Source organism: Rhodanobacter sp. Col0626, assembly GCF_049994385.1.
Taxonomy (GTDB): domain Bacteria; phylum Pseudomonadota; class Gammaproteobacteria; order Xanthomonadales; family Rhodanobacteraceae; genus Rhodanobacter.
This window is the reverse complement of record NZ_CP188260.1, coordinates 1,501,200-1,514,432: the sequence shown is the minus strand read 5'-3', so window position 1 is coordinate 1,514,432 and position 13,233 is coordinate 1,501,200. Positions and strand designations below refer to the sequence as shown.

9 protein-coding genes are annotated in these 13,233 nt (G+C 66.1%); 2 read left to right on the top strand and 7 right to left on the bottom strand.

Features of this window, described 5'->3' with window-relative positions:
* Positions 1-10: 10 nt before the first annotated feature.
* From ACPPVV_RS06250 to ACPPVV_RS06220, 7 genes are all read right to left on the bottom strand, one after another.
* Positions 11-1,414, bottom strand: a complete 1,404-nt coding sequence (locus ACPPVV_RS06250) for a Y-family DNA polymerase (RefSeq protein ID WP_426702600.1) — start codon at positions 1,412-1,414, stop codon at positions 11-13.
* Positions 1,415-1,426: 12 nt separating this feature from the next.
* Positions 1,427-2,050: a translesion DNA synthesis-associated protein ImuA gene (gene imuA, locus ACPPVV_RS06245; protein WP_426702599.1), complete on the bottom strand. Its 624-nt coding sequence runs from the start codon at positions 2,048-2,050 to the stop codon at positions 1,427-1,429.
* Entirely contained in the window at positions 2,050-2,670 is a 621-nt protein-coding gene (gene lexA / locus ACPPVV_RS06240) for a transcriptional repressor LexA (protein ID WP_426702598.1), read from the bottom strand. The genes imuA and lexA overlap by 1 nt, the downstream gene beginning before the upstream one ends.
* Positions 2,671-2,843: 173 nt before the next feature.
* Positions 2,844-4,121 carry an RNA polymerase sigma factor gene (locus ACPPVV_RS06235; RefSeq protein ID WP_426702597.1) on the bottom strand — a complete coding sequence of 426 codons (1,278 nt, stop codon included), beginning with the start codon at positions 4,119-4,121 and terminating at the stop codon, positions 2,844-2,846.
* 57 nt (positions 4,122-4,178) lie between these two features.
* Complete coding sequence (locus tag ACPPVV_RS06230; RefSeq protein ID WP_426702596.1) at positions 4,179-4,706, bottom strand: SRPBCC family protein; 528 nt, start codon at positions 4,704-4,706, stop codon at positions 4,179-4,181.
* Between the two features lie 24 nt (positions 4,707-4,730).
* Positions 4,731-5,144 carry a VOC family protein gene (locus ACPPVV_RS06225; protein WP_426702595.1) on the bottom strand — a complete coding sequence of 138 codons (414 nt, stop codon included), beginning with the start codon at positions 5,142-5,144 and terminating at the stop codon, positions 4,731-4,733.
* A gap of 43 nt (positions 5,145-5,187) precedes the next feature.
* A complete protein-coding gene (locus ACPPVV_RS06220) occupies positions 5,188-5,607 on the bottom strand; it encodes a YciI family protein (protein WP_426702594.1) in 420 nt (139 codons plus the stop codon).
* Positions 5,608-6,074: 467 nt separating this feature from the next.
* Here ACPPVV_RS06220 and recC point away from each other — a divergent pair, with 467 nt between their 5' ends.
* On the top strand, positions 6,075-9,566 hold the full coding sequence (gene recC, locus ACPPVV_RS06215) for an exodeoxyribonuclease V subunit gamma (RefSeq protein WP_426703182.1): 3,492 nt from the start codon (positions 6,075-6,077) through the stop codon (positions 9,564-9,566).
* The gene (gene recB, locus ACPPVV_RS06210) at positions 9,563-13,231 is read left to right on the top strand and encodes an exodeoxyribonuclease V subunit beta (RefSeq protein ID WP_426702593.1); all 3,669 of its coding nucleotides are present in this window, start codon (positions 9,563-9,565) and stop codon (positions 13,229-13,231) included. Before recC ends, recB begins: the two co-directional genes overlap by 4 nt.
* Positions 13,232-13,233: the final 2 nt, after the last annotated feature.

The window sequence follows — 13,233 nt, the reverse complement described above, 5'->3', positions numbered from 1 at the left end:
CGGGCATGGCTCATGCAAACCACCCCTGCAGCATCCAGCCGCCCTGCTCGCCCGGCGGGCAGAAGGCCCAGGCGTGCTGGCCGAGCGAGGTTTCGACCACGTAGTAATCGCGGCACGTTTCGGCACCATCCCACCAGCCGGTTTCCAGCCGCTCGGGGCCCGCCAGGATGCGCGGCGACGAACCGCGCAGCGGAATCGGGCGATCGAGCAACCAGGTCGGTCGCGGATGCGGCTCGGCATATACGGCAGCGGATTCGGCCACGGCCTGGGCGCGTTCGGGCCGCGGATCGGTGGTGCTGCCCAAGCGGTAAACGGCCTTGTCACCCAGCTTCGCGCGCAGGCGTTCGCGCAGTTGTTCGAACGGCAAGGCATGCGCCGGCCGTTCGTCGAACAGGTCGCGGCCGGCCGGCACGAAAACCGGCAGTTCGCGCGCCACCAGTCGCATGGCCAGCACGGGTTCGGGCAACTGCCGTTGTTCCAGCCGTCCACGCGCCAGCTCGAACAGCATGCCGGCATCGCGCTCGGGCGAGAGCAGGCCTACCGGTACTTCGGTCACCCGGCCACCGCGATGTTCCAGATGCAGCATGAAGCGCTGCACGCCACCGTCCCGGCCAGCCAGATAGGCCGCCAGATCGCCGGTCATGCGGCGCAGCGGAAACACCAGCGCGGCGATGTTCTCCACTTCGTGGGTCAACTCGATGCGCTGGTCGAACACGTCCGGTGGACGGTAGGAATCGAGCCCGGCCGGTATGTCGCCAAGCAGACGGTCGATCGCCTGCAGCAACTCGTTCCCGAAACGCCGGCGCAGGCCGTCACGCGGCAATCGCAACAATTGTCCCAGCGTGCGGATGCCCATCGCCGGCAGGGCGTCGAGCGCCGCGGACGGGAGACGGCTCTTGCGTATCGGCACGTTCTGCAATGCCTGCCGCCATTGCCCGGGCAGCAGCACTGCCTGGCCATCTTCGATACCGGCCAGCACATGGGCCGCATGCGGTGTGGGCGCGATCGCGATGCGATGGCGAAAACCCAAAGCGGCAAAGTCGGCGCGCAGCCGGGCTTCGATCTGTGGCCATGGACCGAACAGGCCCAGGCTGCCACTCACCTCCAGCACGATCGCATGCGGCAGCAGGCTCACCTCGGAGCTGTAGCGATAGGCCACCGCCGCCAGAAAACGTTGCCAACGCCCGGCCGCCTGATGGTCGCAGGGCAATGCGTCGAATTGCGCCAGCAGCGCATGCGCGGCGATCAGGCGCTGACCGATCCGCAGCCCCGCCTCACGCGCCGTGGCGTTGACCGCCACGATGCTGCGCGCATTGACCGGCCCGTCCACCATCACCAGCGGCGTGTCGTCCGCGCGACGACGCAGAACGCTGTCCAGCGCGATATGCGGCAACAAGATGCAGGCCCACAACATGACCGGCCGCCATCAATGCAGCGAACGAGCAAGTGGAAACGGCTGCGCCGGCACGGCACCGCCGCGGCATTTGCGCACCCATACCTGGGCACGCGGCGCGGCCTCCAGTTCCAGTCGCAATGCCGCGGGCGAGGCGTTGGACAGATGTCGACGATCACGGAACGCGAAGGCCAGCGAACGCCCGCCATCGGCGGCGACCTGCAATCGGCGCAACGTGCGATCGTCCACCTGGCGGGGCCATGCGAGCACGGCCGCACAGCTGCCCGAGCGCAGGCATTGCTCCATCGCCCATGCCACCTCGGCGTCGCCGACCGCGACCATCTCGACCCGCCGCATGTCGACGCCATGCTGTTGCCAGCCGGCCACGCACGGCGCATACGGCGGCGCCACCAGCACCACCGGCCGCGCGCCCTGGCTGAGCCTCGCCAGGGTCGGCAACACCAGTCGCAATTCGCCGACCCCATCCACCGGCAACAGGATTTCCGACAACGCGGCATCCGGCCAGCCACCGGCCGGCAATGCCGCATCGAGTTCGGCCCAGCCGGTCGGCTGCTCGCCGGCCGGCATCGGTGCGGCCCGACCGCGCCAGACTTGGCGCGCATCGAACAGCGTGGACAAGGCCACCACGGCACCCATCAGCTGCCCCTCAGCAATCCCGCAAACAGGCCTTCGATGGCGAAGTCGTCGGTGGGATCGGGGTCGATCGGCTGATAGCCCGGGCTGTTCGGCAACAGGCGGATCACATCGCCCTGCCAATACAGCCGCTTGATGGTGAAGCGATCGCCGCCGATCCGTGCCGCCACCACCTGGCCGTGCCGTGCCACCGGCGTGGCGTGCACGCCCACGATGTCCTGGTCGAGGATGCCCTCCTCGCGCATGGAGTCGCCGACCACGCGCAACAGGTAATCCGGCTTCAGCCGGAACAACCAGCGCGATACGCGCAGGCTGCGTTCGATCCGCGATTCGGAAAACAGCGGCTCACCGGCGGCGATGCGACCCACCAGGGGCAGCTCCATCGTGTCCGCGTCGACCGGATCGGTGGACGTCACCAGCCGGATGCCGCGCGAGCGGTTCGGTTCGATCAGCAACCGCCCTTTGGCCTCCAGCGAACGCACGTGTTTCAGTACCGCGCTGACATGGGCCAGACCCATCGCCTCGCCGATCTCTTCCAGCGTGGGCGCTTGCCCGTGGCGGTCGAGATGGCTGCGGATGAAGTCCAGGATGTTGGATTGGCGGGTGGTCAGCTGCAGGCTCATGGCTGCTATATTTTCACCTTTTATGGTGAAAATGAAGTGTTGCTTTCATTTGCTGGAAGATCAAGGTCTTGGCTGGGTGAGGCGAATCTCGCAGGAGTGCGCTTGCGCGCGATGCTCTTCGTCATGCATGAGGGCATCGCCCGCAAGCGGGCTCCTGCAACGACACGAGCGACTTACGGGAATGGCGCCGCGTTCCCGCACGCCCGCGCCCGGCCCAGCATGAGTTCACGCTCGCGTGTGTTCTGCGCCAGCGCCGCGGCGTGTTCGAAGGCTGTGCGGGCTTCGTCGGCGCGGCCCAGCTTGACCAGCAAGTCGCCGCGTACGGCGGGCAACAGGTGATAGTGCGCCAGCGCCGGCTCGTTGGTCAGTGCATCGGCAAGGACGAGGCCGGCAGCAGGGCCGGCTGCCATGGCCACAGCAACCGCGCGATTCAATTCCACGATGGGCGATGGCATGACCCGCACCAGCACGCCGTACAACGTGGCAATACGATTCCAGTCGGTGTCCTCCGCCGTCAGTGCGCGGGCGTGGCACGCCGCGATCGCCGCCTGCAAGGCGTAAGGACCAAGGGCGCCGCCCAGTTTTTCCGCATGATCGAGCGCAGCCAGTCCGCGCCGGATCAGTAGCCGATCCCATTGTGCGCGGTTCTGGTCAAGCAACAGAATCGGCTCACCCGCGGCATTCACCCGCGAGTGCACGCGCGACGCCTGGATTTCCATCAAGGCCACCAGCCCGTGCACCTCGGACGCCTGCGGCATCAGCCCGACCAGCACCCGGCCCAGGCGCAAAGCGTCCTCGCACAAGGCCGGGCGCATCAAGTCGTCGCCGGCAGTGGCCGAATAGCCTTCGTTGAACACCAGGTAGATCACGCCGAGCACCGACGACAGCCGTTCGGCCAGTTCCTCGCCGCGCGGCACCTCGAACGGCACCTGCGCCTTCGCCAGGCTGCGCTTGGCGCGCACGATGCGCTGCGCGATCGTCGACTCCGATACCAGGAAGGCGCGCGCGATTTCGTCGGTGGTCAGGCCACCGAGCAGCCGCAGGGTCAACGCTACCCGTGCCTCGATCGTCAGCACCGGATGGCAGGCAGTGAATATCAGCCGCAGCAAGTCGTCGCCGATCGGATCGTCGAGCGCTGTTTCGGCCGCCGATACCTGCTGTTCCTGTTCCATTTCCAGTTCGTGCATCAGTTCGGCATGCTTGCGTTCGAGCAGCTTGCTGCGCCGCAGGCGATCGATCGCGCGATGTTTCGCGGTGGTCATCAGCCAAGCGCCGGGATTGTCCGGCACGCCGGTTTGCGGCCACTGTTCCAGCGCCACTACCAGCGCGTCCTGCGCCAGTTCCTCGGCCAGGCCGACATCGCGCAACATGCGTGCGAGGCCGGCAATGAGCCGGGCGGATTCGATTCGCCAGACGGCGTCGATGGTGCGATGGGTTTCGGTCACGCTCATGGCGACCGATCACACCATCTGCTCCGCCCCGACGCAAGGCCGGATGCCTCGCCGCAACTACTTTTCGGCCACTGCCTTCAGGTTGGCGAGACCGGCTTCGAAGCTTTTGCCGATCATGCGGTCCATGCTGAAGAAGACGCTCATCAGCTTGCTGATGTACGAACTGGGTCCGTGCATCGACCAGCGCACATCGACCACATCGCCATGCGGCTGCAGGGTGAACTCGGCGATGTTGTGGCCTTCGAACGGCCGGATGAAATCCAGCTGGATGATGATCTTCGACGTGGGCGACGATTGCGTGATCTCCATTCGGCCCTGCCCCACCTTGGAGTTGCCCTTCCATGCGTAGACGGCACCTTCGCCGCTGGCCGCGCCGCTGAAGTCGCGTTTCATCGCCGGATCCAGCTTTTCGTAGGGCGACCAGCTGGCCCACTGATGGAAATCATTGATCAGCGCGAAGATCCTTTCGGGCGGGGCCTTGATCGTGGTGACGCGTTCGACCTTGAACGTGTCCGGCCGGGTCGCCGCAAACACGAGCACGGCGGCGATCAGCACGACGATGATGATGAGGATGGTCTTGAGCATGCATGTCTCCGATGAGTGGCGGAATTACCGATCTTTCTCGCAATTGACCATCCAAGGCACGCCGAACTGATCGACCAGCATGCCGAAGCGTGCGGCCCAGAACGTCTTCTCGTACGGCATCTGCACCGTGCCGTTTTCCTTCAGCGCGTTGAAGATGCGCTCGCCTTCCGCCATGGTGTCGACCTGGATCGACACCGAACACCCCTTGATGCCGTCGTACGGGCGACTGGGCGAGCAGTCGGAAGCCAGCAGCATCTGGTCGCCGATCTCCAGCCGCACGTGGATGAGCCAGTCGCGGGTCTGTTCCGGCATCTGCTCGCAACCCGGCGCGTCGCCAAAGCGCATCATCGAGGTGATCTTGCCGCGCAGACAGGTTTCGTAGAACTTGAAGGCGGCCTCGGCCTGGCCGTTGAAGATGAGATAGCTGGTCAGCTGCATGGGAATACTCCGCCGGCTTTCCGGTGTCGAACGGATGCGCGGCTCATGACCTGGCGGCCACCAGGGCGCGCAGCCGCTCTTCCTGCTCGCGCAATTCGGGGGTGAACTCGGCACCGAAGTCGTCCGCCTCGAACACCGGACGCAGCTCGATCTCGGTGCCGCCATCGAACGGCGCACGCTTGAGCCATTCGATGGCCTCCTCCCTCGACTTCACCTGCCAAAGCCAGAAGCCGGCGATCAGCTCCTTCGTTTCGGCAAACGGCCCGTCGATCACCGTGCGCTGGTTGCCGGAAAACTTCACCCGCACCCCCTTCGAGCTGGGATGCAAGCCCTCGCCGGCCAGCATGATGCCGGCCTTCACCAACTCCTCGTTGTACCGACCCATCTCGGCCAGCAGTTGTTCGCTGGGCATCACCCCGGCTTCCGAGTTTTCGTCTGCCTTTACCATCACTATGAATCGCATCGCCGTTTCTCCTAGGGATTGGGGCCGAACCGGAGTCGTCATCCCGATTCTGTATATGCGACGAATGGCGAACGGGCAGATCGACATGGCTGCTGTACTTGTTCGCTGCGTCGCAGGGAAGGAGCAAAAGCTGTACTCCCTCCCCTGCTTGCAGCGGAGGGTTGGTGGGGTACGCTCTGACCGCAAAGTCAAAAGCCTTATCCCCTCCCAGCCCCCTGCATGCAGGGGGAGCAAAAACCTCTACTACCTTCCCCTGTACGCAAACGGAGAAGCAAAAGCCGTGCTCCCTCCCCTGCTCGCAGGGGAGGGCTGGGGAGGGGTTCGCTCTTGACCTTTCAACGGCCAGCAGCAATCGCAAACGGTGAGCCGGCGCATCGGTATGCTGTGCACAAGAAAAACGCCCTCGACACGCGCCCGTATTCACCGACAAACCGCACCCAAACGAGCGAATCCAGACCTTGCCCTCCGTGACCGACGCCACTGCGCCCTCCCGCCTCGTCCCGATCGAACCCGGCCTGATGGTGCTGCACGGCAACCGGCTGGAGGATCTGCGCGACCTGCTCACTGCCTGGCTGGCGCGCGCACCGCTGCGGCCGCTGGAAAACGAGCTGATGCTGGTGCAGAGCAACGGCATCGCGCAGTGGCTGAAACTGGCACTGGCCCGTGCGCCGGGGGAAGGCGGGTTGGGCATCAGTGCAGCGATCGACGTACAGCTGCCGGGACGGTTCCTGTGGACGGCCTATCGCGCGGTGCTGGGACGCGATGCGGTGCCGACCACCTCGCCGTTCGACAAGTCGCGGCTGACCTGGCGATTGCTGCGCCTGATCCCGCAGCATCTGCACGAGAACGAGTTCACTCCGCTGCGCGATTTTCTCGGCGACGATCCGGACTGGCAGAAGCGCCACCAGCTGGCCGCGCGGGTGGCCGATCTGTTCGACCAATACCAGGTCTATCGGGCCGACTGGCTGGACGACTGGGAACACGGCCGCAACGACCTGCATGACGCGCTGCGTGACCGCCGCACGCCACTGACCGACGACCAGCGCTGGCAGCCACTGCTGTGGCGCCACCTGCTGGAGGATGTCGGCCCCGCCCAGCGTCACAGCCACCGTGCCGCCGTGCACCAGGCCTTCGTCGCACGCACGGCTTCGCTCGACACCCGGCCGTCGGCCCTGCCGCGCCGCATCGTGGTGTTCGGCATGTCCTCGCTGCCGCAGCAGACACTGGAAGCACTCACCGCGCTGGCGCGTTTTTCCCAGGTGCTGCTGGTGGTCGCCAACCCGTGCCGGCATTACTGGGCCGACATCATCGAGGAACGCGAGTTGCTCAAGGCCAGTCAGCGCCGGCAGCGCGACAAACCCGGCCTGCCCGCGCAAGCGCGTTATGAAGACCTGCACCTGCACGCGCATCCCCTGCTCGCCGCCTGGGGCAAGCAGGGTCGCGACTATATTCGCCTGCTCGATGGCTACGACCAGCCGGACCATTACCGGCAGCAGTTTGCCGCCATCGACCGCGGCATCGACCTGTTCCAGGATGTGGAGGGCCACGGTTTGCTGCAACAGGTGCAGCAGGCGATCCTCGATCTGGAGCCGCTTCCAGTCGACCAGGCTCAACGCAAGCCCTGGCGTGCAGATGACGCCTCGCTGCACTTCCACGTCGCACACAACCCGCAGCGCGAAGTGGAGATCCTGCACGACCAGTTGCTGGCGATGTTCGAGCACGCCGCACTCGCCGGCCGGCCGCTGGCGCCGCGCGACGTGATCGTGATGGTGCCGGACATCCAGACCTACGCCCCGCATGTGCAGGCCGTGTTCGGTCGTTTGCCGGCCAGCGACCCGCGTTACCTTCCCTACAGCGTGGCGGATCAATCCACACGCGGCAGCGTGCCGCTGATCGTGGCGCTGGAACATCTGCTGGCCTTGCCCGAATCGCGCTTCGCGGTGAGCGAAGTGCTCGACCTGCTCGACGTTCCTGCATTGCGCGCGCGCTTCGGGTTCGACGAGGCCGGACTGCCCACGCTGCGGCGCTGGATCGAGGAGGCCGGCATCCGCTGGGGCCTGGATGGCGAACAGAAACGCAGCCTGCAGTTGCCCGCACTGGAACAGAACAGCTGGCGTTTCGGTCTGCGCCGCATGTTGCTCGGTTACGCCGTCGGTGACGGCGAGACGCTGGACGGCATCGCTCCCTACGCCGAAGTCGGTGGCCTCGACGCCGCCCTGCTCGGCCCGCTGAGCTTGCTGCTGGATCGGCTGGAACATGCCTGGCAATGGCTTGGCACGCCCGCCACACCTGCCGCATGGTGTGAACGTCTGCACACCTTGCTGACCGATTTCTTCGATGACGGTGATGCGCAGGATGCGCTGCGCCTGCACCGCCTCGACGACGCACTGGACGACTGGCAGCAAGCCTGCGGCGAAGCCGGTTTCGCCGACGCCATTCCGCTGGCCATCGTGCGCGAGCACTGGCTGCAGGCGATCGACGAAAGCCGCCTGTCGCAGCGCTTCATGGGTGGCGCCGTGAGTTTCGGCACGCTGATGCCGATGCGCGCGATCCCGTTTCGCGTGGTCTGCCTGCTCGGCATGGACGACGGTGCTTACCCGCGGCAGCAGACGCCAGTCGATTTCGACCTGATGGCGCAACCCGGCCACAGCCGTCCCGGCGATCGCTCGCGCCGCGAGGATGATCGCTACCTGTTCCTCGAAGCCCTGCTGTCCGCCCGCGACGCCCTGTACGTAAGCTGGGTCGGCCGCAGTGCACGTGATAACAGCGTGCTGCCACCTTCCGTGCTGGTCGGCCAGCTGCGCGATTACCTCGCCGCCGGCTGGCGCCTCGACGGCGATGCGGATATTGATGGCGACGCCGGCACGCGCCTGCTCGATGCGCTCACCACCGACTATCCACTGCAACCCTTCAGCCGCCGCTACTTCAGTGCGGGCGACGATGCTCACGTGTTCACCTATGCCCGCGAATGGCAGCAGGCCCATCGCCCCGCCGAATCTCCCGCCATATCTTCCGCGCTGACACCCTGGCAACCCGACGCCAGCCTGGGCATCGGTCAGCTGCAGCGTTTCATGGCCAAGCCGGTCGCGTATTTTTTCAATCAACGCCTGAAGGTGCATTTCGATGCAGGCAGCGACGACGCCCTCGACGACGAGCCGTTCGCACTCGATGGCCTGCAGCGCTACAGCGCCACCCAGGCCGTGCTGCACGCAGCCATCGATCCGACCGTCATCGATTCCGACCGCACCATCGCCCAGGCCGCCCGGCGCCTGCACGACGAAGGCCTGCTGCCACCAGGCGGTTTCGGCGAAGTGCTGCAGGAGGAGATCGCCGAACAGATACAGGCGCTTGCCGACACCTGGCGCGAGACCTGCCTGCGCTGGCCGCTGACCGGCGACAAGCACGAGCTGCACCATGCCAGTGGCGATCTGCTGATCGAAGACTGGCTGACCGACCTGCGTCGCGATGCCGACGGTCACCATCGCCGCCTGGAATTGCTGAACGGTGCGTTGCTTACCCGGGATGGCAACCTGCGCCACGAGAAACTGATCCCCGCCTGGATCGTCCACCTGCTGGCCAATGCCAACGGACTGGTCATGCAAACCCGGGTGATCAGCGCCGACGCGCAACCGACCCTGCGCGAATTGTCGCGCGACGAGGCCGTCGCATTGCTCGACCAACTGCTGGCCGCGTTGCGTACCGGCATGCAGTCGCCGCTGCCGATCGCCAGCAAGAGCGCCTGCGCGTGGCTGCGTTCCGAAAAGAACCCGCTCGCCGCCGCCACGCTTTGCTATGAAGGCAACGCGTTCGCACACATCCCGGGCGAGGTCGGTACGGATCCTTGCCTCGCCCGTGCCTGGCCCCGCTTCGAGATCATGCATGCCGCCGGCTTCGAGCACTGGCTGCCGTTGTACGCGGCGCTGGTCGATGCCGTGTTGCCGGTCGAGGCCGCCGCATGAACAAGCTCGCTCCGCTGGACCCACTGCACCTGCCACTGCACGGCATCCGCCTGATCGAAGCCAGCGCCGGCACCGGCAAGACCTGGACGATCGCCGCGCTGTACCTGCGCCTGGTGCTCGGCCATGGCGATCGCGGCGAGCCCTTGTTGCCGCCGCAAATTCTGGTGGTCACCTTCACCAAGGCCGCCACCGCCGAACTGCGCGAGCGCATCCGCACCCGCCTGGGCGAAGCGGCTGCCGCGTTCCGTGGACACGGCGCGCCCGACGACTTCCTCGCCGCCTTGATCGCCGAGTACCCCGCCGCCGATGAGCGCGCCCGCGCCGCACGCCAGCTGGAACTGGCCGCGCAGTGGATGGACGAGGCCGCCGTGCACACCATCCATGGCTGGTGCCAGCGCATGCTCAGCCAGCATGCCTTCGACAGCGGCCATGCGTTCGTGCAGAACACCACCAGCGACGAAAGCGAACTGCTTGCCGAAGCCGTGCGCGACTACTGGCGCCAGCAATTCTTCGCGCTCGACCGCGCCGATGCCGAACTGATCACCGCACTGTGGAAAACTCCCCAGCACCTGCAGGTATCCCTGCGTCCCCTGTTGCGCCACCCTGCAGAAGGTCTGCGCATCGATGGCCAGCACCTGCCCAGCGTCGGCGAACTCCCGCAAGCCATGCAGATGCTGCTGGCACCGTTGCACGAAGCGCATCGGCACGCGCGCACGCTGTGGCTGGCCGACGCCGCCGCGATCGGGGCGATGCTGCTCGCGGCCATCCAGTCGAAAGCGCTCAGCGGCACCACCTACAAGATTGCCCAGTTCGCCACCGATATGGCGGAGCTGCAGCACTGGGCCGCCACCGGCACGCTTGGCGATGATACGTCGCTGCGGCGCTACGCCCAACGCAAACTCATCGCCGCCACCAACAAGAACAAGGACACTCCGCAACACGCCGTGTTCGCCGCGATCGATGCCGTGCTCGAAGCGCAGCATGCTGCCAAAGCGCTGAAGCCGCTGATCCTTGCCCACGCCGTACCGTGGGTCGCCGCGCGCCTGGAGGCTGCCAAGCAGCGGTTTGCCCAGCTGGGTTTCGACGACATGCTCAAGCGCCTCGATGATGCCCTTCATGGCAGCAGCGGTGAGCGACTGGCTCGTACCATCGCCACGCAATATCCGGTGGCGTTGATCGATGAATTCCAGGACACCGATCCGCTGCAGTGGCGCATCTTCCAACGCATCTACGGCAACCAGCCCGGCACCGGCCTGCTGCTGATCGGCGATCCAAAGCAGGCGATCTACGGCTTTCGCGGCGCCGACATCCATACCTACCTGCAGGCACGCAGCAGCGCGGTCGATCCGACCTGGACACTCACCACCAACTACCGATCCACCAAGTCGATGGTGCGTGCGGTCAACCGCGTATTCGAGTTCGCCGACCAGCATCCTCAAGGCGCCTTCCTGTTCGGCCGGGGCAACCAGGGCCTGCCGTTCCTTCCGGTCGACGCGCAAGGCCGCAGGCAGCGCCTGATCCTTCGCGGGCAACCGCTGCCCGCCCTGCAACTGGCCACCACCAGCGACCCCACACCGATCAGCAAGGCGGTCTATCAGAAGATGATGGCCGATCACGCCGCGGCGACGCTGGTGGCCTGGCTCGACGCGGCCCGCCGTGGAGACTGTGGCTTCACCGCCGACGACGGCAGCTTCACCGCGCTGGCACCCGGCGACATCGCGATCCTGGTGCGCAAGGGCGGCGAAGCCATCGACATGCGCAACGCGCTGCAGGCGCGCGGACTGGCCAGCGTGTACCTTTCCGATCGCGACTCGGTGTATGTCTCGGCGGAAGCACACGACTTGTTGTTGTGGTTGCGCGCCTGCGCCGAACCCGGCTCCGACCGTGCCATGCGTGCAGCGCTGGCCAGCCCCACGCTTGGCCTGGACTATGCCGAACTCGATCGGCTGAACCTGGACGAACAACACTGGGAACGCTGCGGCGAACGCTTCCGTCAGCTGCACGACAGCTGGCTGCGCCATGGGGTACTGGCGATGCTGCATGACCTGCTGCATCTGTTCGACCTGCCCGCGCAGATACTGGCCCGCAGCGATGGCGAGCGCGCACTGACCAACCTGCTGCACCTGGCCGAACTGCTGCAGCAGGCCGCCGCGACACTGGACGGCGAACACGCCCTGATCCGCCACCTCGCCACGCAGATCGCACAGGCCGATGCACACCAGGCCGAGACCGCGGACGAGCAGATCGTGCGGCTGGAAAGCGAGGCCGCGCTGATCAAGGTGGTCACCATCCACAAATCGAAAGGGCTGGAATACCCGTTGGTGCTGCTGCCATTCGCCTGCAGCCTGCGCGAGCTGAAACTCGATGACAGCTTCGTCTGGCACGATCCGGACGGCCGCGCCACGCTGGATCTGCAACCCACCCATACCACGCGCGAACAGGCCGACCGCGAGCGCCTGCAGGAGGACTTGCGCCTGCTGTACGTGGCGCTGACCCGCGCCCGCCATACCTGCTGGCTCGGCGTCGCCAACCTCAGGGACGGCCAGAAGAAGACTTCCGGCCTGCACAAATCCGCGTTCGGCTACGTGCTGGCTGGCGGTCAGCCGATCGAGGAAACAGCACTCCACGAACGACTCGCGGAGCTGCAGCACGGCCATCCAGACATCCATCTCGAGAAGCTTCCGGTCTTCGCCAATGTGCGACGCCATCCACCCGCCGTCACCACGGAACCGGATCGGCCGGCCCGCGATTACCACGGCCAGCCCGTCGAGCCATGGTGGATTGCCAGCTACAGCGCACTGAAAATCGCCGAAACCGGGCACGCCCCACGGCCCGCCGCGCCGGAAACCGCCGAGCAGGACACGCTGGCCGAAGAGGGCACCGAGCGAATCGTACCGGCCCTGCCCGCCTGGACCGACAACGCCGCCACCATCCATACCTTCCGGCGTGGCGCTGGGCCAGGCACGTTCCTGCACGGGCTGCTGGAATGGGCCGCCGACGAAGGCTTCTCTGTCGCTGCCGACAGCCCGCCGGAGCTCGTCGAACTGATTGCGCATCGCTGCCGGCGCAACGGCTGGCAAATGTGGAGTGCGGCCCTGGCGAACTGGCTGCCAGCGTTCCTCGCCACTGCGCTGCCACTCCCCGTGGGCGGCACGCTGTCGCTGGCCGGGCTCACCAGCACCGACGCCTACCGTGCCGAACTGGAATTCTGGTTCGCCGCCAATCGCGTGGATACGCAGGCACTCGATCGGCTGGTCACCCTGCACACGCTGGATGCCCGCGCGCGACCACCGTTGCTGCCCGATCGCCTCAACGGCATGCTCAAGGGATTCATCGATCTGGTGCTCGAACACGACGGCCGCTATTACATCGTCGACTACAAATCCAACTGGCTCGGCCACGACACCACGGCTTACGCCGTGGAAGCCATGCGTGACTCCGTGCTGCACAGCCGCTACGACCTGCAGTACGCGATCTACACACTGGCCCTGCATCGCCAGCTGCGCGCGCGCCTGTCCGGCTACGACTATGCGCAGCACATCGGCGGCGTGCTGTATTTGTACCTGCGCGGCGTCGATGGCGAAGGACATGGCGTGCATCGGGAACGGCTGCCGTTTGCACTTGTCGACGCCATGGATCGGCTGTTCGACCAGGGAGGGCTGTGAAC

Excerpts from the sequence above, each read along its gene's own strand:
- ACPPVV_RS06250 (WP_426702600.1), bottom strand. The coding sequence starts at position 1,414 with ATGTTGTGGGCCTGCATCTTGTTGCCGCATATCGCGCTGGACAGCGTT.
- imuA (WP_426702599.1), bottom strand. The coding sequence starts at position 2,050 with ATGGGTGCCGTGGTGGCCTTGTCCACGCTGTTCGATGCGCGCCAAGTC.
- lexA (WP_426702598.1), bottom strand. The coding sequence starts at position 2,670 with ATGAGCCTGCAGCTGACCACCCGCCAATCCAACATCCTGGACTTCATC.
- ACPPVV_RS06235 (WP_426702597.1), bottom strand. The coding sequence starts at position 4,121 with ATGAGCGTGACCGAAACCCATCGCACCATCGACGCCGTCTGGCGAATC.
- ACPPVV_RS06230 (WP_426702596.1), bottom strand. The coding sequence starts at position 4,706 with ATGCTCAAGACCATCCTCATCATCATCGTCGTGCTGATCGCCGCCGTG.
- ACPPVV_RS06225 (WP_426702595.1), bottom strand. The coding sequence starts at position 5,144 with ATGCAGCTGACCAGCTATCTCATCTTCAACGGCCAGGCCGAGGCCGCC.
- ACPPVV_RS06220 (WP_426702594.1), bottom strand. The coding sequence starts at position 5,607 with ATGCGATTCATAGTGATGGTAAAGGCAGACGAAAACTCGGAAGCCGGG.
- recB (WP_426702593.1), top strand. The coding sequence starts at position 9,563 with ATGAACAAGCTCGCTCCGCTGGACCCACTGCACCTGCCACTGCACGGC.